At 67.5% G+C, this 23857-nt stretch carries 31 protein-coding genes and 1 tRNA gene; 6 read left to right on the forward strand and 26 right to left on the reverse strand.

Features of this window, described 5'->3' with window-relative positions; all coding sequences use genetic code 11:
• Positions 1 to 2: 2 nt before the first annotated feature.
• The 18 genes from EU805_RS06505 to fabD all read right to left on the reverse strand — a co-directional run bounded on the left by EU805_RS06505 (position 3) and on the right by fabD (position 12848).
• Positions 3 to 662, reverse strand: coding sequence for a phage tail tape measure protein (locus tag EU805_RS06505; RefSeq protein ID WP_129763140.1), 660 nt, complete (start codon positions 660 to 662; stop codon positions 3 to 5).
• Positions 655 to 861 carry a rcc01693 family protein gene (locus EU805_RS06510; RefSeq protein ID WP_129763141.1) on the reverse strand — a complete coding sequence of 69 codons (207 nt, stop codon included), beginning with the start codon at positions 859 to 861 and terminating at the stop codon, positions 655 to 657. Before EU805_RS06510 ends, EU805_RS06505 begins: the two co-directional genes overlap by 8 nt.
• On the reverse strand, positions 858 to 1172 hold the full coding sequence (locus EU805_RS06515) for a GTA-gp10 family protein (RefSeq protein ID WP_129763142.1): 315 nt from the start codon (positions 1170 to 1172) through the stop codon (positions 858 to 860). Before EU805_RS06515 ends, EU805_RS06510 begins: the two co-directional genes overlap by 4 nt.
• Positions 1172 to 1585 (reverse strand): phage major tail protein, TP901-1 family, encoded by a 414-nt coding sequence (locus EU805_RS06520; RefSeq protein ID WP_129763143.1) that lies wholly within the window; start codon positions 1583 to 1585, stop codon positions 1172 to 1174. The genes EU805_RS06515 and EU805_RS06520 overlap by 1 nt, the downstream gene beginning before the upstream one ends.
• A gap of 36 nt (positions 1586 to 1621) precedes the next feature.
• A complete protein-coding gene (locus tag EU805_RS06525) occupies positions 1622 to 2029 on the reverse strand; it encodes a DUF3168 domain-containing protein (RefSeq protein ID WP_129763144.1) in 408 nt (135 codons plus the stop codon).
• Positions 2026 to 2364 (reverse strand): head-tail adaptor protein, encoded by a 339-nt coding sequence (locus tag EU805_RS06530; RefSeq protein ID WP_129763145.1) that lies wholly within the window; start codon positions 2362 to 2364, stop codon positions 2026 to 2028. Before EU805_RS06530 ends, EU805_RS06525 begins: the two co-directional genes overlap by 4 nt.
• Positions 2361 to 2960, reverse strand: a complete 600-nt coding sequence (locus EU805_RS06535; RefSeq protein WP_129763146.1) for a head-tail connector protein — start codon at positions 2958 to 2960, stop codon at positions 2361 to 2363. The genes EU805_RS06530 and EU805_RS06535 overlap by 4 nt, the downstream gene beginning before the upstream one ends.
• Before the next feature lie 160 nt (positions 2961 to 3120).
• Complete coding sequence (locus EU805_RS06540) at positions 3121 to 4302, reverse strand: phage major capsid protein (protein WP_129763147.1); 1182 nt, start codon at positions 4300 to 4302, stop codon at positions 3121 to 3123.
• A gap of 42 nt (positions 4303 to 4344) precedes the next feature.
• Positions 4345 to 4887 carry an HK97 family phage prohead protease gene (locus tag EU805_RS06545; RefSeq protein ID WP_129763148.1) on the reverse strand — a complete coding sequence of 181 codons (543 nt, stop codon included), beginning with the start codon at positions 4885 to 4887 and terminating at the stop codon, positions 4345 to 4347.
• A 29-nt stretch (positions 4888 to 4916) separates the two neighbouring features.
• A complete protein-coding gene (locus tag EU805_RS06550) occupies positions 4917 to 5123 on the reverse strand; it encodes a hypothetical protein (RefSeq protein WP_129763149.1) in 207 nt (68 codons plus the stop codon).
• Positions 5123 to 6292 (reverse strand): phage portal protein, encoded by a 1170-nt coding sequence (locus tag EU805_RS06555; RefSeq protein ID WP_129763150.1) that lies wholly within the window; start codon positions 6290 to 6292, stop codon positions 5123 to 5125. Before EU805_RS06555 ends, EU805_RS06550 begins: the two co-directional genes overlap by 1 nt.
• A gap of 124 nt (positions 6293 to 6416) precedes the next feature.
• A complete protein-coding gene (locus EU805_RS06560; protein WP_242494074.1) occupies positions 6417 to 7742 on the reverse strand; it encodes a DNA-packaging protein in 1326 nt (441 codons plus the stop codon).
• Positions 7687 to 8031, reverse strand: a complete 345-nt coding sequence (locus EU805_RS17640; protein ID WP_242494075.1) for a hypothetical protein — start codon at positions 8029 to 8031, stop codon at positions 7687 to 7689. Before EU805_RS17640 ends, EU805_RS06560 begins: the two co-directional genes overlap by 56 nt.
• Positions 8032 to 8189: 158 nt before the next feature.
• Entirely contained in the window at positions 8190 to 9350 is a 1161-nt protein-coding gene (gene mltG / locus EU805_RS06565) for an endolytic transglycosylase MltG (protein WP_129763152.1), read from the reverse strand.
• Positions 9351 to 10610 (reverse strand): beta-ketoacyl-ACP synthase II, encoded by a 1260-nt coding sequence (gene fabF / locus EU805_RS06570; RefSeq protein ID WP_129763153.1) that lies wholly within the window; start codon positions 10608 to 10610, stop codon positions 9351 to 9353.
• 185 nt (positions 10611 to 10795) lie between these two features.
• Positions 10796 to 11029: an acyl carrier protein gene (locus EU805_RS06575; protein ID WP_129763154.1), complete on the reverse strand. Its 234-nt coding sequence runs from the start codon at positions 11027 to 11029 to the stop codon at positions 10796 to 10798.
• A gap of 138 nt (positions 11030 to 11167) precedes the next feature.
• Positions 11168 to 11905, reverse strand: coding sequence for a 3-oxoacyl-[acyl-carrier-protein] reductase (gene fabG / locus EU805_RS06580; RefSeq protein WP_129763155.1), 738 nt, complete (start codon positions 11903 to 11905; stop codon positions 11168 to 11170).
• A complete protein-coding gene (fabD, locus tag EU805_RS06585; protein ID WP_129763156.1) occupies positions 11898 to 12848 on the reverse strand; it encodes an ACP S-malonyltransferase in 951 nt (316 codons plus the stop codon). The genes fabG and fabD overlap by 8 nt, the downstream gene beginning before the upstream one ends.
• A gap of 133 nt (positions 12849 to 12981) precedes the next feature.
• Between fabD and EU805_RS06590 the strand changes: the two genes are divergently transcribed.
• Positions 12982 to 14169, forward strand: coding sequence for a cytochrome b/b6 domain-containing protein (locus EU805_RS06590; RefSeq protein WP_129763157.1), 1188 nt, complete (start codon positions 12982 to 12984; stop codon positions 14167 to 14169).
• 179 nt (positions 14170 to 14348) lie between these two features.
• On the opposite strand, the gene EU805_RS06595 is transcribed toward EU805_RS06590, so the two are convergent.
• Positions 14349 to 14924, reverse strand: a complete 576-nt coding sequence (locus tag EU805_RS06595) for a YceI family protein (RefSeq protein WP_129763158.1) — start codon at positions 14922 to 14924, stop codon at positions 14349 to 14351.
• 255 nt (positions 14925 to 15179) lie between these two features.
• Here EU805_RS06595 and rpsF point away from each other — a divergent pair, with 255 nt between their 5' ends.
• Genes rpsF through rplI form a run of 3 tightly spaced genes read left to right on the forward strand, consistent with a single transcriptional unit; the run spans position 15180 to position 16443 of the window.
• Entirely contained in the window at positions 15180 to 15533 is a 354-nt protein-coding gene (rpsF, locus tag EU805_RS06600; protein ID WP_129763159.1) for a 30S ribosomal protein S6, read from the forward strand.
• Between the two features lie 23 nt (positions 15534 to 15556).
• Positions 15557 to 15784, forward strand: coding sequence for a 30S ribosomal protein S18 (rpsR, locus tag EU805_RS06605; RefSeq protein WP_056031599.1), 228 nt, complete (start codon positions 15557 to 15559; stop codon positions 15782 to 15784).
• Between the two features lie 11 nt (positions 15785 to 15795).
• Entirely contained in the window at positions 15796 to 16443 is a 648-nt protein-coding gene (gene rplI, locus EU805_RS06610; RefSeq protein ID WP_129763160.1) for a 50S ribosomal protein L9, read from the forward strand.
• Between the two features lie 96 nt (positions 16444 to 16539).
• Here the strand turns inward: rplI and EU805_RS06615 are convergent, their stop codons facing one another.
• The 5 genes from EU805_RS06615 to EU805_RS06635 form a co-directional block, all read right to left on the reverse strand.
• Positions 16540 to 17136 carry a hypothetical protein gene (locus EU805_RS06615; protein WP_242494076.1) on the reverse strand — a complete coding sequence of 199 codons (597 nt, stop codon included), beginning with the start codon at positions 17134 to 17136 and terminating at the stop codon, positions 16540 to 16542.
• Positions 17094 to 17588: a hypothetical protein gene (locus tag EU805_RS06620; RefSeq protein WP_129763161.1), complete on the reverse strand. Its 495-nt coding sequence runs from the start codon at positions 17586 to 17588 to the stop codon at positions 17094 to 17096. Before EU805_RS06620 ends, EU805_RS06615 begins: the two co-directional genes overlap by 43 nt.
• Before the next feature lie 127 nt (positions 17589 to 17715).
• Positions 17716 to 19059, reverse strand: coding sequence for a trigger factor (tig, locus tag EU805_RS06625; protein WP_129763162.1), 1344 nt, complete (start codon positions 19057 to 19059; stop codon positions 17716 to 17718).
• Positions 19060 to 19083: 24 nt separating this feature from the next.
• Positions 19084 to 19168 (reverse strand) — tRNA-Leu (locus EU805_RS06630).
• A gap of 109 nt (positions 19169 to 19277) precedes the next feature.
• Complete coding sequence (locus tag EU805_RS06635) at positions 19278 to 20099, reverse strand: NAD(P)H-hydrate dehydratase (RefSeq protein WP_129763163.1); 822 nt, start codon at positions 20097 to 20099, stop codon at positions 19278 to 19280.
• 178 nt (positions 20100 to 20277) lie between these two features.
• On the opposite strand from EU805_RS06635, the gene EU805_RS06640 reads away from it, so the two are divergent.
• Complete coding sequence (locus tag EU805_RS06640) at positions 20278 to 20616, forward strand: P-II family nitrogen regulator (protein WP_129763164.1); 339 nt, start codon at positions 20278 to 20280, stop codon at positions 20614 to 20616.
• A 32-nt stretch (positions 20617 to 20648) separates the two neighbouring features.
• Positions 20649 to 22055 (forward strand): type I glutamate--ammonia ligase, encoded by a 1407-nt coding sequence (gene glnA / locus EU805_RS06645; protein WP_129763165.1) that lies wholly within the window; start codon positions 20649 to 20651, stop codon positions 22053 to 22055.
• Between the two features lie 193 nt (positions 22056 to 22248).
• On the opposite strand, the gene hflX is transcribed toward glnA, so the two are convergent.
• Both hflX and hfq read right to left on the reverse strand, forming a co-directional pair.
• Positions 22249 to 23520, reverse strand: coding sequence for a GTPase HflX (gene hflX, locus EU805_RS06650; RefSeq protein ID WP_129763385.1), 1272 nt, complete (start codon positions 23518 to 23520; stop codon positions 22249 to 22251).
• 3 nt (positions 23521 to 23523) lie between these two features.
• Positions 23524 to 23757 carry an RNA chaperone Hfq gene (hfq, locus tag EU805_RS06655; RefSeq protein WP_129763166.1) on the reverse strand — a complete coding sequence of 78 codons (234 nt, stop codon included), beginning with the start codon at positions 23755 to 23757 and terminating at the stop codon, positions 23524 to 23526.
• Between the last annotated feature and the right edge of the window lie 100 nt (positions 23758 to 23857).

A 23857-nucleotide genomic window follows, 5' to 3' on the forward strand; every position in this document is an offset into this window, starting at 1 on the left:
TCCTACCTGTTGCGCTGACCGCGGTTCAGGACCCGGCCCATCTGGGCCGCGATCTGTGCTTGCGACCGCTGGAACCCGGCCACGTCGGGCGTATGGATGTTCATCGTGACCTGCACCGCCCCACCGCCTTGCGCACGCACGCCGAGGCTGCCGTCGGACCCGCGCGCAAGCGGCATGATCGCCTCCGGACCCGCCTCGCCCATCAGCCCCGTGCCTCCGCGCATCCCGAAGTACGTGGCGCCACCGACGACCCCGCCCTTGGCGAAGGGCATCACCCGCCCCTGGCTGAAGGGCGCGCCCTGCGCATAGGGCATCACCGCCGAGACGGCGGCGTTCACCCCCTCCGACAAGAGACCGCCCGCGTGTTTCATCACCGGGTTGATCGCGGCGGCATAGGCGGTATCGGCCATCGACTGCGCCACGCCGCGCAGCGCGTCAGACATCTTCATCCCGTCGAACACGACCCCGTCGAAGGCCCGCCGCAAGCCCGAGGAAAACCCCGTCGTGAGGTTGCCCAGGTCGCGCGTCGTCTCCCCCAGCGTGGTCTGCATGCCGCGCAACGTCCGGTCGAAGCTGCGGGCCATGGCACTGGCGTCCCCCAGCGTGCGCTCCAGCGTCGTCACGTCGGCGTCGAGGTCCTCGATCCGGTCCGTGTCATTCATCGCATGTCTCTCCTTTTGTCCCGTCGGGATAGGCGGCCATCAGGCCGTCCAGCCCGCTGCGCCGCATCGGCCCCTGCGCGCCCGCAGCCCCCAGCATCACCGACAGTTCCGCCGGTGTCAGACGCCAGAACTGGTCGGGCGTCAGCCGCAGCCCGAACAGTCCCGCGCGCATCAGCCCGGCCCAGTCCAGGCCGCTCATGTCGGCGGCGCGAAGGCGCGCGCCAGAAGCTCCGCCGCCAGCCGCGCCGCCTCGACGGGGCTGCCGCCGATGTCGGCGCTCAGCAGATCCTCCGCCCCTCCACGCCACCCGCCGCCCCGCAGGCCCGCCACGATCAGCGCCAGCACGTCGCGCCCGCGGTAGCGCCCGCTCTCGAACCGCTCGACCAGATCGACCAGAGCGCCTTCCTCCAGCTCGGCCTCCAGCGCCGCCAGTGCGCCCAGCGTCAGCTTGGCCACGTGGACCTCGCCGTCGATGGGCACCGCGACCTCGCCTGCATGCGGGTTCAGCATCACGCCGCCACGAAGCTCAGCGGCCCCGCGCTCGACAGCGCCATCTCGTAGGTCGCCTCGCCGTCGAAGGTGCCCGCGTATTCGATCGAGGAGATATGGAACGCCCCCTCCACCACGCCGAAATCGGGGATCACCACCTGGAAGTCCGGTGTCTCTCCGTCGAAGAAGATCTGCCGCATCCGGGCGTCGGTGGCCGCGTCGCGAAACACCCCCGACCCGCTGATCGAGGCGGTCTTCACCCCCGCCCCGCCCAGGATCTCGCGCCAGCCGCCCTGGCTTTCCAGCGAGGTCACGTCGACCGATTCCGCGTTGAAGCTGATCCGCGTCGCGCGCAGTCCCGCGGCACTCTCGAAGGTGCCGTCGTTGCTCATGTCGACCTTGACCAGAAGGTCCTTGCCGCTTTGTGCTGCCATTGTGATGCTCCTTGTGAAGGCGTCAGTGTAAAGGCGTCAGTCGTCTGACAGACGCGCGTGGAAAGTAAGGTCGATCCGGCGGCGTTCGTTGCTGCCCACCCGGGCCGCTGCCGCCTTGTGAAACCGCAGGCCAAGGACCCGCCCCCGCGACAGCGCAAGCGGCGCGTCCAGCGCGTCCGAGATCGCCGCCGCTGCCGCTTTCGCCGCAGCGAACCCGTCGCGTTCCGTCAGGACCGAAACGGTGAACTCGTGCACCGCTCCCGCCCCGCCCGCGTCGGAGGCATCGCGCGCCTTCTCGGCCCCCAGCACGACGTAAAGATCCGGCAAGGCCCCCCCGGGCAGCGCGTCGTAGACGTGACCGCCCACCAGCGCGCCCAGGTCCGCATCGGTCGAGAGGCGCTGGTAGAGCGCTTCCTGCAAGGCCAGCGTCATCGCGTAGCTCATGTGACGTTCTCCTCTTGAGCGGTGCAGATCAGGTAGGCCCGCGACGCATCGCGTTCGGTCACGGCCTCGATGGCGTAGCGGCGCGTTCCCTCGACGAAACGTTGTCCCGGGCGGGGCCGCGCGTCCGAGGACGGGGCGGCGAAACGCAGGGTAATCTTCAGCGACACGCGGCTCAGCACGGTCTCGCCCGCGCCCCGCGCCCGCCCGGTTCCCGGCGCCACCTCCGCCCAGAGGTGTCCCAATGGCCGCCAATCGGTCAGGTAGCCTCCGGCGCCATCGGCGACCTCGACCGGGGTCTCCAGCCTCAGGCGGCGGGTCAGGCGGGGCGGGCTCATGACCGGCCTCCCATGAACAGCCGCACCGTGCGGTAGCGTTCGATCAGCGCCGCGACGCCCTGCGGCAGGCCATGGCCCGTGTCGCCGCTCATCGTGCGGAACTCGTAGAAATGCGCCGCCAGCAGCAGGACCGCCTGCGCCAGGTCGTCCGGCAGGTCCGACCAGTCGGGCCCGTATCCCGCCAGCATGACGACCTCGATCCGCCCGTCGCGCGGCACATCGGGAAGTGCGGCCCCGACGGGCACCACCGCCGGGCGCTGGCTGTCGGGTTCCAGCCGGTAGCGCGTGGGCGCCACCTCCTGCCGTTGGCCGTCACCCGAAACCCGCGTCATCCGCACGATGGCGCTCACCGGGGCGACCGGCAGAGGCTGGCGCATCCGTGCGCGCCATGCGGTCACGTCCCAGCGCATCTCGCGGTCCAGCAGCACCTTGCCGGTGCGCGCCTCGATCGCCGATTGCGCCGCGCGCAGGTAGGTTTCCAGGATCCGGTCCTGTCCGCCGTCGTCGTCGAACCCGGCCCCCAGCCGCAGGTGTTCCTTGAACACCGCGAGCGGCAGGGCGGCGGTCGGCACGCGGGTCAGGTCGTTTAAGTTCATGGGACTAATCCTTCGATCCTCTCGCCCGCGTCCTCGTGCACTGGGTCGGGCGCGCCACCGTTCGTACCGCTCGGACGGGAGTGAGCAGCTGGACGGCACGCACGGCGCAAGGCGCGCCCGACTGTCACGCGGCGGAACGGATCCCGCCGCGATTCCGGGCTCAGCTGGCCGCGAACTTCAGCAGCTTGATCGCGGCGAAATCGCTGACACCACCGCCGACGCGCTTGGTGGCGTAGAACAGCACGTGCGGCTTGGCCGAGAAGGGATCGCGCAGCACGCGCAGATCGGGCCGCTCCGCCACGGTATAGCCCGCACCGAAGTCGCCGAAGGCGATGGGCAGGGCATCCTGACCGGGATCGGGCATGTCCTCGGCGATCAGCACCGGATAGCCCATCAGCCGCGCGGGCTCTCCGCTGGCCAGGCCGTCGGACCACAGGAAGCGTCCGTCGGCATCCTTGAGCTTGCGCACCAGGCCCGCCGTGCGCGAGTTCATCACGAAGGTCGCATTGGCGCGGTACTCGGCCCCCAGCGCATAGACGAGGTCCACGATCGCATCGCCATCGCCCAGCCCCGCATCGGTGCCGGTCGCGACGGTGCCCAGGTAGCCCCAGTCCCACAGCTCGTTCTCGACCACGGGATAGGCCAGGATACCCTTGGGCTTGTCGACACCGTCCCCGCCGACGAAAGCCGCCGCTTCCGAGCGCGCGAACTTGTCCGCGATGCGCTGCGCCAGCCAGCCCTCGATGTCGAAGGCGCTGTCGTCCAGCAACCGCTGCGAGGCCTTGGGCAGCGCCGAAAGCTCGTGCAGCGGGATGGTGATCCGGTCGATCTGCGGGCTGTCGGTCTCGGGCGTGGCGTCGGTCTCGTTCGCCCAGCCGGCCCCCATCTCGGTATGGTCGATCAGCACGTCGTAACTCGTGGCATCGACGCTCACGACATTCGCCACGGCCCGGATCGAGGCGGTCGACGACAGCGTCCCGCGCACCGTCTCCGAGGTCTTGGGATCGACGAGGTAGCCCCCGTCGGCGGCCACCGCCGTGCTCATCCCCTTGCCGTCCAGCGAAAGGCCCCGCAGCCCGTCGTCGTCGCCCGAGCGCAGGTAGGCGGCAAAGGCCTTCTGGTGCGGCGCCTCCTCGGCGGCCGCCGAGGCCAGGGCGGGCCGCTGACCCATCAGCGATTTGCGGTCGAGCTTGTTCATGCGTTCATCCTGTCTTTGCAGCTTGGCGTTGATGCCGTTGGAGAAGGTCTTAAAATCCTCCACGAAGGCGCCGATCGCGCTTCGCAGATCCTCGGTCGGGGACGGATCTTCCCCGGTCCAAGGCGCAGCCTCGGTCTTTCCCATGTCAGGTCCTTTCGAAGGTGAAGAGGTGTTCGCCGGGCCCGGTCAGCCCGTCCGGAACGCCGCGCGCGCTCCGGTGAACAAGGTCGCAAGGTCGCGCAGCACGGCCGCCTCGGGGTCCTCGGACTTGCCCGCGACCCGCGCGTCCGCCAGCATCGGGAAGGTCACCAGCGACACCTCCCACAGGTCGAGCTCGATCAGCTTGCGTCCCGGGGCGGCCGTCTTTTCGGCACGCAGCGTCCGGTAGCCGATGGACAACCCGTCGATGGCGCCGGCCTCGACCAGGGCCGCGGCCTCCTTGGCCTGCGCGATCTGCGGCAACAGCCGACCCTTGACGTAAAGCCCGTGGGCGTCCTCGCGCACCTCGTCCCAGATGCCGATGGGCTTCGCGGGGTCGTGCTGCCAGAGCATCTTGATCGTGCGGCCCGCCGTGCCGAGCTTCGCCAACGACCCGGCATAGGCCCCCGCCACCACGCTGTCGCCCCCCTGATCGACCCGCCCGAAGACCGAGGCATAGCCCGAGATCTCGAGCCCGTCGGACACGACCAGCCTGGCCTCGGGGTCGCAGAACTTGTGTTCAAGCGTCATGTTCAATCCTTTCGCAAAACCAATCGGGCTCAGTGCCCCGCCAGCCAGTCGACCAGGCCCGATCCGATCAGGACGCAGCCGCCGCAAAGCATCACCCAGATCTGCCATTCCAGCCGCCGCAGCATCCGCTCGATCCGGGTAAGGCGCAGGTTCACCTGGCAGTGCCAGACCTCCGCGGGGCGCACCGCTGGCCGTTCCGCCCCGCGCGGCTTGAGGTCGACGATCTTGTCGGACATCACTCGACCTCCACCTGGGGCAGCCCCAGCAAGGCGCGCTTCTCGGCTTGTGTCAGGAACGTGGCCTCCGACACGCGGCGCCATTGCGCATCGCGCTCGCCCGACAGCGCCGCCACCTGGTCGAGGTCGGGCCGGATCTCCAGCCGGTCCCCGGTGAAATCCGACAGCCAATCCGCGATTGCGCTCATGACACGGCTCGCCAGTGGCAATACCGTCAGCCGGTAGAAGGCGCGATTGGCCTCCTGGTAGTTGGCGTAGGTCGCATCCCCCGGGATCCCCAGCAGCATCGGCGGCACTCCGAAGGCCACCGAAATCTCCCGCGCCGCGGCTTCCTTGGTCTTCTGGAACTCCATGTCGGAGGGCGAGAACCCCATCGGCTTCCAGTCGAGCCCGCCTTCCAGCAACATCGGCCGGCCCGCGTTGCGCGCGCCCTGGTGCTGGCTTTCCATCTCGTCGACCAGCCGGTCGTATTGATCGGCACTCAACTGCGATTGCCCGTCGCCGCCCTTGTAGATGATCGCCCCCGAAGGCCTTGCGGCATTGTCGAGCAGCGCCTTCGACCAGGCCGAGGCCGCGTTGTGCACGTCGATCGCGTTCGCCGCCGCCTGCAGCGGGCTGAAGCCGTAGTGATCGTCCTGCGGATGAAAGCTTCGGATGTGGCAGATCGGGCTGACGTCCGGTGCGACCTCGAAGCGGTGCTTCTGGCCGCCGACACTGTATTCATAGGCCTCCGCCCATCCGTCCCGCCCCGGCACCAGCCGCATTCGGTCGGACCGCAACACGTGCATCTCGACCGGCAGTCCCGCCTCGCCCACGGCCTCCAGGTAGGCATCGCCCGACAGCAGAAGCTGACCGTAGAGCGCCTCCAGCAGTTCCGCGCGGCCCTGCGCCGCGTTGGGCCGCGCGATCAGATACTGCACCGGGTGGCGGTCGAACCGCGTTTCTCGATCCTGCACCACCAACGGCAGGGCGCCCGCCGCCTCCGAGATCAGCTTGACCGCGCGAAACCCGATCGGATTGGCCGCAAAGCCGTTGCGCGTCAGCGTCGCCGTGTCCCGCGCACTCCAGGCCACCCGGCCGGACCCGGCCCAGGTCACCGCCTTCTGCGTGGCCGAGGCCTTCATCTCCGGCGCGGATTTGGGCGCGGTCTTGGACAGGAAGTCGAACATGTAAGCTCCTCGGTCTGCGCGCCTCGCCGGTGGCGAAGGGCCGGTCTCTGCGTCGTTGGACAGGTTTTGCCAGACAGGTCTTGATGAACTGCGAGACCACCGTCCGGCGGTCCCGCAACCCCCCTCACAAGCGCCGCATCCGGGGCGAAAGGTGGCTTTTGGCAGGCGCGATCATCAGGTCGTGCAAGGCCCAGACCAGCGCGTCCACCCGGTCAGGGGAGCCCGCCCCGGTGAACCCCCGCGCCGTCATCAGGCACATCTGGTCCTCCAGCGCGCCCAGGCCCCGCAGGTGCCGGATCCGCCCCTGCTCGTAGAGCGCGGCCACCGGTTCCGCCCGCGCCACCTTGCCCTTGCGCGCATTGACCGCCCGGTAGGAAATCAGCGGATCGACCTGCCGCAGGATCGCCTCCACCATGTCGCCGCCCTGGTTGACCTCCGCCACCAGCCGGTCCGCGCCATGCCTGTGATAGGCCTCCGCCGCCGCCCGCGCCCAGTCCAGCGGAGTGGCCGCCTCGACCGTCGCATCCTCCAGCACGATCCCGCGCCACCCCTGCGGCGGCCCGCGCATGAAGACGCCCGCGACGACGATGCCGCAGGCATCAGACCCCCTGTGCCCGGTGACCGGAGGATCGACCGCCACCACGATCCGGTCCGGTGCCTCCACCTGCCGGACACTCGCGCCCTCCAGTTGCGCCGCCGTCCAGAGCGCGCCTTCCGCATCCTCCAGCAGCATCCCCTCCAGTTCCTGCCGGCCCATCCGCGTGCCGTCGAACCGCCGGTGGATTTCCTCGATGAAGCTGTCCGCCAGGTTCGCCGCGTTGGCACGCGTTGGTGCATGGGTCCGCACCGTGCCGGGCCGCGCCAGCAGATCGCGCAGGACGGCCACGTTGCGCGGTGTCGTCGTGACCACGGCCCGGGGATCGTCCCCCAGCCGCAACCCGAATTCCACCATGTCCCAGGTCGTCCCGCCCGACTTCCACTTCGCCAGCTCGTCCGCCCAGACCGCATCGAACTGCGGCCCCCGCAACGCCTCTGGATCGAAGGCCGAGAACACCTGCGCCTCCGCCCCGTTCGGCCAGACCAGCAGCTTGCGCCCCGCGATCCAGGCGGGCCTGCGGTCCTCGGGCGAGATCGCGAGGATCCCGCTCTCTCCGAAAACCATCACCTCGCGGGCCTGGTCGTAGGTCTCGCCGATGATGGCGATCCGGCGGGATCGGCCCGGACGGCGCGGCGTCGCGCCTTCGGCGCTGTTTCGTACCCATTCGGCCCCCGCCCGGGTCTTGCCCGCCCCCCGTCCGCCCAGGATGACCCAGGTCCGCCAGGCACCATCGGGCGGCACCTGGTGCGGCAGGGCCCAGAAGTCGAACAGGTGCGGCAGCGCCGCCAGCTCGCGGTCACTCAGCCGTGCGAGGAACGCCTTCTGCCGGTCGCGTGTCCCGGATGCGATCAAGCTTGCGCCCGATCTGAGCGCGCAGCGCCTCGTAATCGGGAACGCGGGTGTCGTCTTCGCAGAATTTTTCACAGAACGCGTCCTCGGCTTTGAGCAATGCAAGATGGGCGGCCGAAAGCTCGCCCAGTTTCGCGACAAGCGCCTTGGGCGTCCCGCCGTCTCCTGCCTCGAACGCGAGGATCTGCTTCGCCAAGGTCCGTTTGATCGTCTGGAAAAGGGCCAGGATCTCTCTCTGGCGCGCAAGCGCGGTCTCTCGACCGGCCTGCCCGGTCGCGGTTCTGTTGTGCATGTGACGGAATCCCTTCGCATGCTCCCGTGAAGGGTCGAGCCGCGCGCCACCACGGGGCAAGACCCCGCAGCCTCCCGGCACGCGGTCCAGCTCGGGGTCTATCCTGCGATGTCGCTCTTAAGCCGCGGTTAGGGCACAGCGCTCAGCGCGGAGGCGGTTCAGCCGTCCTCGCTGGCCTGCTGGGCCTCGATCGCGCGCCAGGCGGCCACGTTGCGATTGTGATCGTCGAGGTTGGTCGCGAAGGCATGCCCGCCGGTGCCATCCGCCACGAAGTAGACGTAGTCGGTGGTATCGGGGTTCAGCGCCGCCTCGATCGCCGCGCGGCCGGGGTTTGCGATGGGCGTGGGCGGCAGCCCGTCGATCAGGTAGGTGTTCCAGGGCGTCGGCGTGTCCAGTTCGCTGCGCCGCAATCCGCGCCCCAGGATGCCTTCGCCACGTGTCACACCGTAGATCACCGCCGGGTCGGTCTGCAGCCGCATTCCGCGCTCCAGCCGGTTGGCGAAGACGCTCGCCACCTGCCGCCGCTCCTCGGCAAGCCCGGTTTCCTTCTCCACGATGGACGCCAGGATCAACGCCTCTTCCGGTGTCGCGACCGGGGTATCGGGTGCGCGCGTCTCCCAGGCCTCCGCCAGGATCCGCTCTTGCGCCGCGGCCATCCGCTCGATGATCCGCGTCCGACTTTCGCCTTGCGCGAACTCGTAGCTGTCGGGGGCAAGCGTGCCCTCCGCCGGTGTCTCGCCCACCTCGCCGTCGAGCACGTCGATGGCGGCCAGCGCCTGCGCCACCTGCCAGCTCGTCACGCCTTCCGCGACCGCAAGGCGCAGCCGCACGTCGGGCTCGGCCAGCACGCGGGTGTATTCCTCGGGCACGTCCCCTTCGCCGGGGGTGAACTCGGCCACCTCCTCGTAGCGCCCGTCGGCGGGGTCGAGCTCGCGCACCTCCACCTCGTTCTGGCGCACGCCCACGCGATAGACGATCTCCGTCCCGCAGGTGCTGGCCCCGCCGCGCGTCACCGTATCGACGATCTCCTCCATCGAGGCGCCATCCTCGATCAGGAAACTTCCCGCCTTCAAAAGCGGCGCCTTCTCGGAGTAATCCGCCCCGATGCGAAACAGCGCGCCGGAGCTCACGGCCCCCTGCTCGACGAGGTTTTCGCTGACCCGGCGCATGTTCGAACCGGGCGTGACCTGCAAACAGATCCCCTGCTCAAGCGGTCCTTCGGCGCGGTATTCCTGCGACCCCCAGGCCACGACCCCGGCACACAGGAACAGCGCCACGATCAGAAAGGTCATCGCGTTGGAGGCCAGGTGTCGCCACATCTAGTCCACCCGCCCCAGCACGAGGCTCGCGTTGGTGCCACCGAACCCGAAGGAGTTCGACAGGGCGATATCGATCCGCCGTTCGCGCTTTTCGTTCGCGCACAGATCGACTTTCGTTTCGGCGTCGATGTTGTCGAGGTTGATCGTCGGCGGCGCCACCTGGTCACGGATCGCCAGCACCGAGAAGATCGCCTCGATCGCGCCGGCAGCCCCCAGCAGGTGCCCGGTGGCGGACTTGGTCGAGGACATGGACAGCTTCGCGGCCGCCTCCGGCCCCACCATCCGCTCGACGGCGCCCAGCTCGATCGTGTCGGCCATGGTCGAGGTGCCATGCGCGTTCACGTAATCAATGTCCTGCGGCGTAATGCCCGCGTTGCGGCAGGCCGCGCGCATCGCACGCTCGGCCCCTTCGTGATCGGGGGGCGGTGCGGTGATGTGGTGCGCGTCGCCCGACAGGCCGTAGCCCTTCACCTCGGCGTAGATCTTTGCGCCCCGCGCCTTGGCGTGCTCGTATTCCTCCAGCACCACGATGCCGGCCCCCTCGCCCATGACGAAACCGTCGCGGTCGCGGTCCCATGGACGGCTGGCCTTGGTCGGATCGTCGGCCCGGTCGGTCGACAGCGCCTTGCAGGCGTTGAACCCCGCGATGCCGATCTTGCAGATCGCGGCCTCGGCCCCGCCCGCGATCATCACGTCCGCATCGCCGTGCTGGATCAGACGGCTTGCGTCGCCGATGGCATGCGCACCGGTCGAACAGGCGGTCACCACCGAATGGTTCGGCCCCTTGAAGCCGTAACGGATGCTCACCTGGCCCGAAATCAGGTTGATCAACGCCCCCGGCACGAAGAACGGAGAGACCCGGCGCGGTCCCTTCTCTTCCATCATCACGGCGGTGTTCGCGATCGAGTTCAGCCCGCCGATCCCCGACCCGATCAGAACGCCGGTGCGTTCAAGGTCCTCGGTCTCGGTCGGGGTCCAGCCGGCATCCTCGATGGCCTGCTGTGCCGCGGCCATGCCGAACAGGATGAAGGTATCGACCTTGCGCTGCTCCTTGGGCTCCATGTAGCGATCGGGGTCGAAATCCCCCTCGCCGCTGCCGCGCGGCACCTCGCAGGCGTAGGTGGTCGTCAGCCCTTCGGGATCGAACTGGGTGATCGGGCCCGCACCGGATTTTCCCGCCAGGATCCGGCTCCAGCTCGCGTCCACACCGTCGGCCAGCGGCGTCACCAGACCCAGCCCCGTTATCACCACTCGACGCATGCTCGCTCCCGCTCGACACTGTTGAAGTCCAGCCCCCATAGCGCAACCCGCGCGATACAGGCAAGAGCGGCGCCGCCGATCGCCCGTCCCGCGCCGTCCGCCGCTTGGAGGGGCCTGTCCGCCCACGAAAAAGGCCCCCGCGAAAGCGGAGGCCCCGACCGGTCCGACTAGGAACCGACAGACGCTTAGATGGCGCCCTTGATGAACTTCACGGCATCGCCGAAGGTCTGGATCGTCTCGGCGGCGTCGTCGGGGATCTCGATCCCGAACTCTTCCTCGAAAGCCATGACCAGCTCGACGGTGTCCAGGCTGTCCGCGCCCAGATCGTCGATGAACGAGGCGCTTTCCACGACCTTGCTCTCTTCGACACCCAGGTGCTCGACTACGATCTTGCGTACGCGATCTTCGACGTCGCTCATGAAATATCCTCACGTTCTGTTGGGGAGTGACCCCGTTGAGTTGGACAGCCCTTCCGGTACCGTCCGTTTGGTTCCGACTGGCCTATAGCAGAGAACATAGACCACGCAAACGCTTTCACAAGCCCGTGGGCGCGGGCGTCAAAGCATCGCCATGCCGCCGTTCACGTGCAGCGTCGTGCCCGTGACATAGGCCGCCTCGGGGCTGGCGAGGTAGAGAACCGCCGCCGCGATCTCGTCGGCCTCGCCCATGCGACCGGCGGGAATCTGGTCCAGTATGCCGCTGCGCTGATCATCGTTGAGCGCCTCCGTCATGGCCGTGGCGATGAAGCCCGGTGCGACGCAGTTGACCGTGATCCCGCGGCTGGCGACCTCGTAGGCGATGGACTTGCTCATCCCCACCATGCCGGCCTTCGAGGCCGCATAATTCGCTTGGCCCGGGTTGCCCGTGGCGCCCACGATGGACGAGATGTTGATGATCCGTCCCCAGCGCGACTTCATCATGCCCCTGACGGAGGCCTTGCACAGCCGCATGGTCGAGGTCAGGTTCACCTCCATCACGCTCAGCCAGTCCTCGTCCGACATCCGCATGAAGACGTTGTCGCGCGTGATGCCAGCGTTGTTCACCAAGATGTCCAGCGATCCCATCGCCTCCACCGCCTGCTTGGGCAGCGCCGTGACGGCCTCGGCATCGGACAGGTTGCAGGGCAGCACATGGGTCCGCTCGCCCAGTTCCGCAGCCAGGGCCTCCAGCGGCTCCACCCGCGTGCCGGACAGGGCCACCGTGGCGCCCGCCGCGTGCAGCGCGCCGGCGATCGCCCCGCCGATCCCGCCGGAGGCCCCGGTCACCAGCGCGTTCTTCCCGCTCAGATCAAACATCATGCTCTCCCTTGATTACGATGGCGGCGGACTGCACCGCCTCCGGCGTGCCGACCGCGTGGCAGGTCACGTCCCTTGCGATTCTCTTGATCATGCCGGACAGGGCCTTGCCCGCGCCGACCTCGTAGGCTTCCGTGACGCCCTGGCGCGCCATCCAGTCGACCGAAGCCGACCAGCGCACCCGGCCCGCGACCTGGGCGACCAGCAGCGCGCGGATCTCGTCGGGATCGGTCACCGGCCCGGCCTTCACGTTGGCCACGACCGGCACGGAGGGCGTCGCGATCGTCACCGCCGCCAGCGCCTCTTCCATCACCCGCGCGGCGGGCTCCATGAGAACACAATGGAACGGGGCGGACACCGGCAGCAGCAAGGCGCGCTTCGCCCCGGCTTCCTTGGCGAGCACCGTCGCGCGCTCCACCGCCGGCTTCGCGCCCGAGATCACCGTCTGCGCCGGATCGTTCTCGTTGGCGACCTCGCAGACCCCTTCCGATGCAGCCTCCGCCGCGATCCGCTCGACCTCCTCGATGGGCAGGCCCAGAACGGCGGCCATCGCGCCTTCGCCCACCGGCACGGCGTTCTGCATCGCCTCTCCTCGGGTGCGCAGCAGGCGGGCGCAATCGGCGATCGACAGGGCATCTGCCGCGGCCAGCGCGGAGTATTCACCCAGCGAATGTCCGGCCACGAAATCCACGTCCTGCATGCTCACGCCTTCGGCCTCCAGCGCCGCCATCGCCGCCAGCGAGGTCGCCATCAGCGCGGGCTGGGCATTGCGGGTCAGCGTCAGCGCGTCGGCCTCCCCCTCCCAGATCAGGGTGGAGAGCTTCTCGCCCAGGGCCTCGTCGACCATGTCGAAGACGGCGCGGGCCGCCGGGTAATGCTCGGCAAGGTCCCGCCCCATGCCGATGGCCTGGGCCCCCTGACCGGGGAATACGAATGCGCGCATGTGATCTCCTTCCGCGTGTTCGGGCGCGGGATAGCCAAAGCCCCCTTCGCGCACAATGGCCCTGCGCCTTTGCCGATTGGCGGCGGGGGTCCATGCGCATAGCCTAGCCCGAAGCCATCGAAGGACGAAACCCATGCCAGACGCGCCCCCCGCCCACTACGGCACCGTGACCAAGCTGTTCCACTGGACCACCGCCGCCCTGATCCTCACGCTCATCCCGCTGGGGCTGATCGCCAGCGACTGGGCCTCCGATAGCGATGCCGCCCTCGCCACCAAGGCCACCCTGTTTTCCATCCACAAGACGCTGGGCGTCACCGTCTTCTTCGTGGCCCTGGCGCGCATCCTCTGGGCGCTGGGTCACCGCAAGCCCGGGCCCCTGCACCCCGAGCGCAAGGGCGAGACGCTGCTGGCAGAGATCATCCACTGGACGCTTTACGGCAGCCTCGTGGCAGCCCCGCTGACCGGCTGGATCGACCACGCGGCCACGACCGGTTTCGCGCCGATCTGGTGGCCCTTCGGCCAGTCCCTGCCCTTCGTGCCCAAGGACCCGGAGATAGCACATCTGTTCGGCAGCATGCACTGGGTGCTGACCCGGATCCTCGCCGCGTCGGTGCTGCTGCACGTCGCGGGCGCGCTCAAGCACCATGTCATCGACCGCGACGCCACGCTGCGCCGCATGTGGTTCGGCCAGAGCGACGTGCCGCGCACCGTCTGGCACCGCACCCCGATCATCGCCCCCGTCTTGGCCTTCGCGCTTCTCGGCAGCGGTGCCCTTGCCGGTCTCGCCCTGGGCCAGGGAGAACCCGCCCCGCAAGCCGCTGCCCTCGACGAGGTCGCCTCCGACTGGACCGTTCAGGACGGCACCCTGGGGATCACCGTGATCCAGATGGGGTCGGAGGTCTCGGGCCAGTTCGCCGACTGGACCGCCGCCATCGCCTTCGACCCGGAGGCCACCGGCGACGCGGGGTCGGTCGAGGTCACGGTGAACATCGCCTCCCTCACCCTGGGCTCGGTGACCGACCAGGCGATGGGCCCGGACTACTTCGACGCCGAGACCCACCCCACGGCCACCTTCGCCGCCCCGCTGGTGGCCCAGGACGACGGCAGCTACTTGGCCGACGGCACCTTGACGCTGAAGGGCACCACCGCCCCCGTCACCCTGCCCTTCACGCTGAGCGTGGACGGCGACACGGCGACCGCCAGCGGAAAGGCGACCCTCGACCGGATGACCTACGCCGTGGGAGAGAGCATGGCGGACGAAAGCAACCTCGGCTTCGACGTGCAAGTCTCGGTCGACCTCACGGCCACCCGCGCCGAGTAGGCAAACCGGCTAGGCCTTTGTCCCCACGGGCGAAGGCCTTCGTCAGCGATCCGGCATCGCGCATGTGCCGGATCGCGGGACGCTGGACCGCGATGACCGTCGAACGAGACGACCTTCACAACGAAAAAGGGCCGCACCCCTCGGGGTGCGGCCCTTGGCCTATCAGGTCTCGCTCGGGTTTACTCGGGCAGGCCGGCTTCCAGCGAGATCATCACTTCGACTTCGTCGCTGATGTTCGGCGCGAAGGCGCCCACGTTGAAGTCCGAACGCAGCAGCGTCGTGGTGGCGTCGAAGCCCAGCCACTCGCGACCTTCCATCGGCTGCGTGCCCGCCTGGTTCAGCGTCGTGTCGAGCACGACTTCCTTGGTCACGTCGTTCATGCTCAGATCGCCGGTGATCAACGCGGTGTCGTCGCCGGTCACCTCGATCGAGGTCGAGGTGAAGGTAACCATGTCTTCCTCACCCGCGCCGAAGAAATCTTCAGACATGAAGTGCTCGAAGCGGCCTTCCCAGCCGGTCATCATCGACCGCACGGGGAAAGAGACCTCGACGGACGAGTTCGCGGGGTCCTCTTCGTCGAAGTCGATCGTGCCTTCGAAGCCCGAGAACATCCCGTAGGTGGTCGAGAAGCCGAGGTGCTCGTAGTTGAACACGACCTGGCTGTGACCGGGGTCGAGTTCGTAGGTGACCGGCTCGGCGAAGGCCGGGGCGGCCAGCAGGGCCGCGGCCGCGGCGGTGGTGTAAAGGGTCTTCATTGCATCTCTCCTATGCTTTCCTGGCCGGCAAACTGTGGCACGGGGCAGGCTTCGGCAACTCGCGATTATGAACAGTCTCTGTTCGCCGCCGACGCAGCACCGTCCCACGGCGGCGAAGCGCCCTTGATCCCGGGCCGCGCGCGTGTATAAGCGCCCGACTTCCGCGCGACTTTTGACCTGCGCAGCCTCTCGTGACCGGGACGCGGAAGCCTCATCGCCCGGTCTTTGAAGTGCGCCGAACATGTAAGGAATGCCATGCCGCTTTATGAGCATGTGATGATTGCGCGTCAGGACCTGTCCAACACGCAAGCCGAATCCCTGATCGAACACTTCGGAACGGTGCTGTCGGACAACGACGGCAAGCTGGTCGATTCCGAGTACTGGGGCGTCAAGACGATGGCCTACAAGATCAACAAGAACCGCAAGGGCCACTACGCCTTCCTGCGCAGCGACGCTCCCGCGGCCGCCGTCCAGGAGATGGAGCGCCTGATGCGCCTGCACGACGACGTGATGCGCGTTCTGACGATCAAGGTCGACGCCCACGAGGACGGACCTTCCATCCAGATGCAGAAACGCGACGAGCGCGACAGCCGTCGCGAGCGCCGCTAAGCCCCGAAGAAAGGACCGCAATCATGGCCACCAAACCGTTTTTCCGTCGCCGCAAGTCCGATCCGTTCGAGGGCGAGAACGCCCCCGCGATCGACTACAAGGACACCCGCACCCTGCAGCGCTACATCTCCGAGCGCGGCAAGATCGTGCCCGCCCGCATCACCGCCGTCGGCGCCAAGAACCAGCGCAAGCTCGCCCAGGCGATCAAGCGTGCCCGGTTTCTCGCCCTTCTGCCCTACGCCGTGAAGTAAGGAGCCACCCCATGGACATCATTCTTCTCGAACGCGTCGCCAAGCTTGGCCAGATGGGCGAAGTCGTCTCGGTCAAGGAAGGCTATGCGCGCAACTACCTGCTGCCGCAGAAAAAGGCTCTGCGCGTGAACGCCGCGAACATGGCCCGTTTCGAGGCGGAAAAGGCTGCCCTCGAAGCCCGCAACGCCGAAACCCGCGCTACCGCCCAGACCGAGGCCGACAAGATCGACGGACAGCAGTTCGTCATCATCCGCTCGGCGTCCGACGCGGGCTCGCTCTACGGGTCGGTCACGCCGCGCGACGTGGCGGATGCCGCCGCCAAGGACGGCTACACCGTCGATCGCAACCAGGTCGTGCTGCAAGGCCCGATCAAGGAGCTGGGCCTGCACGACGTCACCCTGAACCTGCACCCCGAGGTCGAGGCCACGATCACCCTCAACGTCGCGCGCAGCACCGAGGAAGCGGAACTTCAGGCCTCCGGCAAGTCGATCCAGGAGCTGGCCGCCGAAGAGGAAGCCGCCGCCGAGTTCGAAATCCAGGAGCTCTTCGACGACATCGGCTCTGCCCTTCTCGACGACGACGAATCGGAAGCCGAGCAGCGCAACGACCAGCCCGCGACCCAGGAAAAGTCCACGCTGGACGAAAAGCTGGACCGCTGAAATCGCAGCGCCGAACCAATGCAGGAAGGCCGCCCCCCGGGGCGGCCTTTTTCATGAACCCTCCCCGATCCGGGGCCAGGCCGCGCCGGTCCGTGGTCAATACGTCCGAAGTTGCAGCTGCGCGTCGCAGACATCGCCGTCGTAGGTCCCGATCCAGATGTCGATATAGCCATCCGCCGGCCGCGACAGCGTGATGCGCGGATCGAGGTTTCCGTTGTCGTCGTCGTCGTAATACCAGGTCGCCGAGGCGGTGTTGATCAGCAGCGCCGCATCGCAGGCGCTGACCACGCTGACCGCCAGCCGGCGCCCGGCCATCCCGGACATGTCGAACGTGAAGTCGGGACGACTGGTGAAATAGCCCGCGCCCACATCGGTCGCCGGCACGACGTTCGGGCATTTGCGGATATCGTTGCCGCCGCCCGCCTGCACGTCGTAGGCCAATCCGCCGGCAATCTGCATGCCGGAAATCTTCCCCCCCGGCCCGCTTTGCATGTAGTCCGGGCAGGCCGACGCCGCCCCTCCACAAAAGCCAAGCGCCAGTCCCGCCGCCACAACACTTCGCATATGAAAAACTCCCGAATGAATATCACGCTCTCGTGATCTCAAATTCGGGTCGGATTTGTCCAGCTTTTTCCTGGAAGTTGCGGTTTCTACCGTGCCGCCACGGTCGAGACCTGGATCCGCATCCGGCACTGGTCCCCCGGCGCCGTGCCGATCCAGAGCCGTACCGGCCCGTCACGCACCGCGCTCAGCACCACCGGCGGCACCATGCCGTTCAGGCCCGGGCCCCGGTGATACCAGTTGCCGTCCGAGCTGAGGATCAGGAACTCGCGCGCGCAGCCGCGAACGGGCTTCAACTCGATCCCCAGACCGATCATCCCCGCAAGGCTCAGCTCCAGGGCCGGCTGGGTCGAGAAATGGGCACTGGTCTCGTGGGCAATCTCGACCTGAGGGCAGCTTTCCAGCGTTGCCTCGCCCCCCGCCAGAACCCGGACCGAGCTGCCCCAGCGCAAGCCGACGCCGGTTTCGCTCAGCATCGAATTGGCTGCTGCATCGGGGTTCGGACACGCCCCGGCGAGCGTCGGCACCGCCCCCAGTACGACCAGGACGCAGACCGCTTTCAAATATTTGCGAAAAAGGCTCAACGCGCACTCCGATCGGACCGAAACGGCATTCCGAATAATCGCCCCTCCGGGGGCCGGAAACAAGGCCCCCACGAAAAAGGCGCCCCCGGTCGACCGGAGGCGCCTTTCAAATCGTCTTGAGGCAGGATCAGGCCGCCTGCTCTTCCGCGTCCAGCGCCTCGACGGCGGACTGCAGCTCTTCTTTCGAGACCTCTTTCTCGGTCACATCGGCCTGTTCGAGCACGTGGTCGATGACCTTGTCCTCGAACAGCGGCGCCTGAAGCTGCTGGCGGAACTGGGCGTTCTGCTGGACGAACTCGAAGAACTGCTGTTCCTGACCGGGATACTGGCGTGCCTGGTTCATGACCGCCTGCGTCATTTCCTGGTCGGTCACCTGGATCTGGTTCTTCTGGCCGATCTCGGCCAGCAGCAGGCCCAGCTTCACGCGACGCTTGGCTAGGGCCACGTGCTCCTCGGTCGTCTCGATCTCGGGGTGATCGTGGCCCTGCACGTCCGGGTTGTCCTCGTGCCACAGCTGGTGAGCGATCTGGTTGGCCTCCGCCTCGACGAGGCTCGGCGGCAGGTCGAAGTCGACCGCCGTGTCCAGCTCGTCCAGAAGCTTGCGCTTGGCCACCGCGCGAGAGGCACCGGCGTATTCGGATTCCAGCCGCTCGCGGATCTGACCCTTCAGGGCCTCCAGATCCTCGGCCCCGAACTTCTGAGCAAGCTCATCGTTCATCTCGGGTGTCGTGGGCTTGCGCACTTCCTTGACGGTCACGTCGAAGACCGCGTCCTTGCCGGCCAGATGCTCGGCCTGGTACTGCTCGGGGAAGCTGACCTCGACCGCCTTCTCATCCCCTTCGGAGACGCCGACGAGCTGATCCTCGAACCCCGGGATGAAGGAGTTCGAACCCAGGACCAGCGGGTAGTCCTCCGCAGCACCGCCGTCGAAGGCTTCACCGTCGACCTTGCCCAGGAAGTCGATGACAACCTCGTCGCCGTCTTCGGCCGCACCGTCCTTCTTCTCGAAGCTGCGCGCCTGCGGGCTTTCGGAAAGGCTTTGCAGCGCCTCGTCCACGGCGGCGTCGTCGGCCTTCACGACCAGCCGCTCCAGGCTGATCTTGGAGAAATCGGTTTCGGGCACGTCGGGCAGCTTTTCGTACTCGACGTCGACGACGACGTCCTCGCCCTCTTTCCAGTCCTCGTTGGTCATCTTCATCGAAGGCTGGGCCGCCGGGCGGTCGCCGGTCTGCTCCAGGTGGTCACGCAGCGCGCCGTCGATGCTGTCCTGCATCGCTTCGCCCATCAGGCGCGGGCCGTGCTGCTTGCGCAGAAGCGCCATCGGAACCTTGCCCTTGCGAAACCCCTTCATCTCGACGCCGGGCCGCGCCTGTTCCAGCTTCTCGGTCACTTTCGCGTCCAGCTCGTCCGCCGTCACGGTGATCGTGTAGCCGCGCTTCAGTCCGTCGTTGAGGGTCTCGTTGACCTGCATGGGTTGTCCTTCTTTCGACTGTCATGGTGCGGGTGAAGGGACTTGAACCCCCACGCCTTGCGGCGCCAGAACCTAAATCTGGTGCGTCTACCAATTCCGCCACACCCGCATGTGAAACAGGGGCCGACGTCCCGGCCCCCATGGTTGGCGGCTGTCTAGCAAAGGACACATCCGGATGCGAGAGGGAATCGCACCCCCCTTTCCGGGGCGGTCCCACGTCATGACCGAAGCGCGCGCAGGACCGCGGGCAAGGCCTCCGGCAGGTCTTCCGCGATCAGGCCCGGCCCGAACCGTAGCGCGGCGTCGCAGTGCAGCCAGGCGGCGCCGGCACCTGCGTCGGTGGGGTCAAAGCCCCGCGCCAGCAGTCCCGTGATGAGGCCCGCCAGGACATCCCCCGCGCCGGCCGTCGCAAGCCAAGGGGCGGCCCGCGCGCCCGTGGCACGATGGACCACCGGCGCACGCGCGGGATCCGCGATGACGGTCTCCTGTCCCTTGAGCAGCACGGTCGCCCCGCAGCGCCGCGCCGCCGCCACCGCACCCTCCCCCGCCGCATCGAGATCCGGGAACATCCGCGCGAACTCCCCCGCGTGGGGCGTCAGGATGCACCGGTCGTGCAACAGCGCCATCACGTCCGCGTCGCGCCCCAGCAGCGTCAGCGCATCCGCATCGAGGCAAATCGCAAGCCCGTCTGCCCGCAACGCCGCGCGCACGAGAGCGGCCTCGCGGTCGCCGGTGCCCAGCCCGGGGCCGAGGCACAGGGCATCGAAGCGTCCCGCCTCCAGCACCTTTTCCAACGCCTCCGCATCCGCCACGCGGGTCAGCATGACGGCATTCAACTGCGCCGCATTCTCGATCAGTGCCGCGGGCGGACAGCCGAGCGTCACCGCCCCCGCGCCCATGCGCAGCGCGGCCCGCGCCGCCAACCGGGCCGCACCGCCTTTGCCCACACCGCCGGACAGGACCAGCGCATGACCGTGGTCGTACTTGTGCCCCTGCGGCTTGTCGAAGTCCGGCAGAGCGTCCCGCGTGATTTCCTTCATGTCCGCCCTTCCATCGACAGCATATTCTCACTCTGCCCGCTTTTTGATCTTTCGGCCCAAAATCGCGGCATCACGCCCTGAATCGAGCGGCGGCGATCCGGCCCACTTGCAGCCGCTCTGGCCCCGCTTCGCAGATGATGGTCTCACCGCCCGGGAATGCAACTCGGGGGATCCTTACGTGAAAAAGATCGAGGCGATCATCAAGCCGTTCAAGCTCGATGAAGTGAAGGAAGCCCTGCAGGACGTAGGCATCCAGGGTCTTTCGGTGGTCGAGGTCAAGGGCTTCGGCCGGCAGAAGGGCCACACCGAACTCTACCGCGGCGCGGAATACGTCGTGGACTTCCTGCCCAAGGTGAAGCTCGAGGTCGTCCTGACCGACGATCTGGTCGAGACCGCCATCGAGGCCATCGTGGCCGCTGCCAAGACCGACAAGATCGGCGACGGCAAGATCTTCGTCAGCCCCGTCGAGCAGGCGATCCGCATCCGGACCGGCGAAACCGGCGACGACGCGCTGTAACTCATTCCGAACACCCAAGAAAAGGAAACGACATGACCAACAAGGACGTCATCAAGCTGATGAAGGACGAGGAGGTCGACTACGTCGACATCCGCTTCACCGACCCGCGCGGCAAGCTGCAGCACGTCACCATCGTGGCCGATCTCGTCGACGAGGACTTCATGGAAGAAGGCTTCATGTTCGACGGCTCCTCGATCGCCGGGTGGAAGTCGATCGACCAGTCCGACATGAAGCTGCTGCCCGACGCCTCCTCCGCCTACATCGACCCGTTCTACGCCGAGAAGACGCTCTGCCTGCACTGCACGGTCGTCGAACCCGACACGATGGAGCCCTACGACCGCGACCCCCGCGGCACCGCCGAGAAGGCCGAGGCCTACCTCAAGTCCTCCGGCATCGGCGACGACTTCTTCTGCGGGCCCGAGGCCGAGTTCTTCATCTTCGACGACGTGCGCTACTCGGTCGCGATGAACAAGGTCAGCTTCCAGGTCGATGCCATCGACGGCGCCTGGAACACCGACACCGAGTATGAGATGGGCAACACTGGCCACCGTCCGGGCGTCAAGGGCGGCTACTTCCCCGTCAACCCCGTCGACGACGCCCAGGACATGCGCGGCGAGATGCTGTCCACCATGAAGCGCATGGGCATGAAGGTCGACAAGCACCACCACGAGGTCGCCTCCTGCCAGCACGAGCTTGGCCTGATCTTCGGCACGCTGACCAAGCAGGCGGACGAGATCCAGAAGTACAAGTACGTGATCCACAACGTGGCACAGGCCTACGGCAAGTCGGCCACCTTCATGCCCAAGCCCATCTCGGGCGACAACGGCACCGGCATGCACGTCAACATGTCGATCTGGAAGGACGGCAAGCCGCTCTTCGCGGGCGACAAGTATGCCGACCTCAGCCAGGAAGCGCTGTGGTTCATCGGCGGCCTGCTGAAGCACGCCAAGGCGCTGAACGCGATCACCAACCCCTCGACCAACAGCTACAAGCGCCTGATCCCGGGCTTCGAGGCCCCCGTCCTGCGCGCCTACTCGGCCCGCAACCGCTCGGGCTGCGTGCGGATCCCCTGGGCCGAAAGCCCCAAGGCCAAGCGCGTCGAGGCCCGCTTCCCCGACCCGGCGGCGAACCCCTACCTGTGCTTCGCGGCCCTGCTGATGGCCGGCCTTGACGGCATCAAGAACAAGATCGACCCCGGCCCCTCCTCGGACAAGGACCTTTACGACCTGCCGCCCGAGGAACTGGCCGCGATCCCGACGGTCTGCGGAAGCCTGCGCGAAGCGCTGGAGTCGCTGGAAGCCGATCACGACTTCCTGCTGCAGGGCGACGTCTTCACCAAGAGCCAGCTCGAAGGCTACATGGCCCTCAAGTGGGACGAGGTGCACGCCGTCGAGCACACCCCGCACCCGGTCGAATACAAGCTCTACTACAGCTGCTGATCCGCTTCGGATCACGACAAGGGCGCCCCGCGGGGCGCCCTTTTTCGTTCCGTCAGGCGCGTTTTCGTTGAGGTGGAGGGACCGCCGCTGCGCGGCGGGTGGAGGCTCTGCCTCCACGCCTCCGGGATATTTAGGGCCATAAGAAGGGGATCACCGCGCGCGGCCGCGGGGCGCGACGTGCGGAGGCGCGGCGTCAGAGCTTGGGGTAACGCGCCGCCTGCGTCTCGGTCCAGAACACGTCGAGGACGTAGCCGTCGTCGGTCTGCTCCTCGTGGGTCACGACGCCCGCGTCGAAGAGCCAGGCGCGCTGCTTGCCTTCGGCAAACCCCAGGGTCAGCCGCTCCTTCGCGCGCGGCGCCTTCAGCACCTCGCTGATCGCGTCCAGTAGGCTGTCCAGCCCCTCGCCGCTGATGGCGGAGGTGGCGAAGATCCCTTCGGTCCGCTCGGCCTGCGTCACCACGGCATCGTGGGTGTCCGGTGACAACCGGTCGATCTTGTTCCACACCTCCAGAAGCGGCGCATCGTCGGCCACGCCGAGCGAGGTGAGGATCGCCATGACATCCTCGGACTGCTCCTCGGTCTGGGCATGGCTGATGTCGCGGACGTGGACGATCAAATCGGCATCCAGCACTTCTTCGAGCGTCGCCCGGAACGCCGCCACCAGTTCGGTAGGCAGATCCGAGATGAAGCCCACCGTGTCCGACAGGATGACCTTGTCGCCCGACGGCAGTTCCACCTGCCGCATGGTGGGATCGAGCGTCGCGAAGAGCATGTCCTTGGCGAAGACCTCTGCCCCGGTCATCCGGTTGAAGAGCGTCGACTTGCCGGCGTTGGTGTAGCCTACCAGCGCCACGATCGGATAGGGCACCTTGGCGCGCGCCGCCCGGTGCAGGGTGCGTGTCTTCACCACCTTGTCGAGCTGGCCTTTTAGCGCCTTGAGCTGCATGTCGATGGCGCGCCTGTCCGCCTCGATCTGCGTCTCGCCCGGGCCGCCGACAAAGCCCAGACCGCCGCGCTGGCGTTCGAGGTGCGTCCAGGCCCGCACGAGCCGCGTGCGCTGGTAGGACAGCGCCGCCATCTCCACCTGCAGGACACCTTCGGCGGTACGGGCGCGGTCCGAGAATATCTCGAGGATGAGCCCGGTCCGGTCCAGGAGCTTCACGTCCCAGGCCTTTTCGAGGTTGCGCTGCTGCACGGGGCTCACGTGACCGTCGATCAGCACGAGCTCGACCTCGGCCTCCTTCATCCGCGCGGCGAGTTCCTCGATCTTGCCCTTGCCGAAAAGCGTGCCGGGCAGAAGCTTGGGCAGGCGCACGATCTCGGCGCCCACGACATCGAGGTCGGGCAAGGCGGCCGCAAGCGAGACGGCTTCTTCCAGCGCGGGCTCGGCCTCGCGCCGGTCGCGGTCGGACTTCAGGTCCGGGTGCAGAACGAAGGCCCGCGTGACGGGCCGGTCATGTTCCAGCAATTACCCTTCACCTTCGTAGAGGCTGATCGGCTGGGCGGGCATGATCGTCGAGATCGCGGACTTGTAGACAAGCTGGCTTTGGCCGTCGCGACGCAGCAGGACGCAGAAGCTGTCGAACCAGGTGATGACGCCCTGCAGCTTGACCCCGTTCACCAGGAAGATGGTCACGGGCACCTTGGTCTTGCGGACGTGGTTCAGGAACGCATCCTGCAGGTTGGCCTTGTCGGACGCCATGCCAATTCTCCATCTTGTTCTTGCGGGCCGCGGATCGGCCGGAATCGGTCGTCCAGCACTATGTAGGCGAAATGAGCGGTTTTCCACCCAAAAGAACAAA

Source organism: Salipiger sp. IMCC34102, from assembly GCF_004145405.1.
Taxonomy (GTDB): domain Bacteria; phylum Pseudomonadota; class Alphaproteobacteria; order Rhodobacterales; family Rhodobacteraceae; genus Loktanella.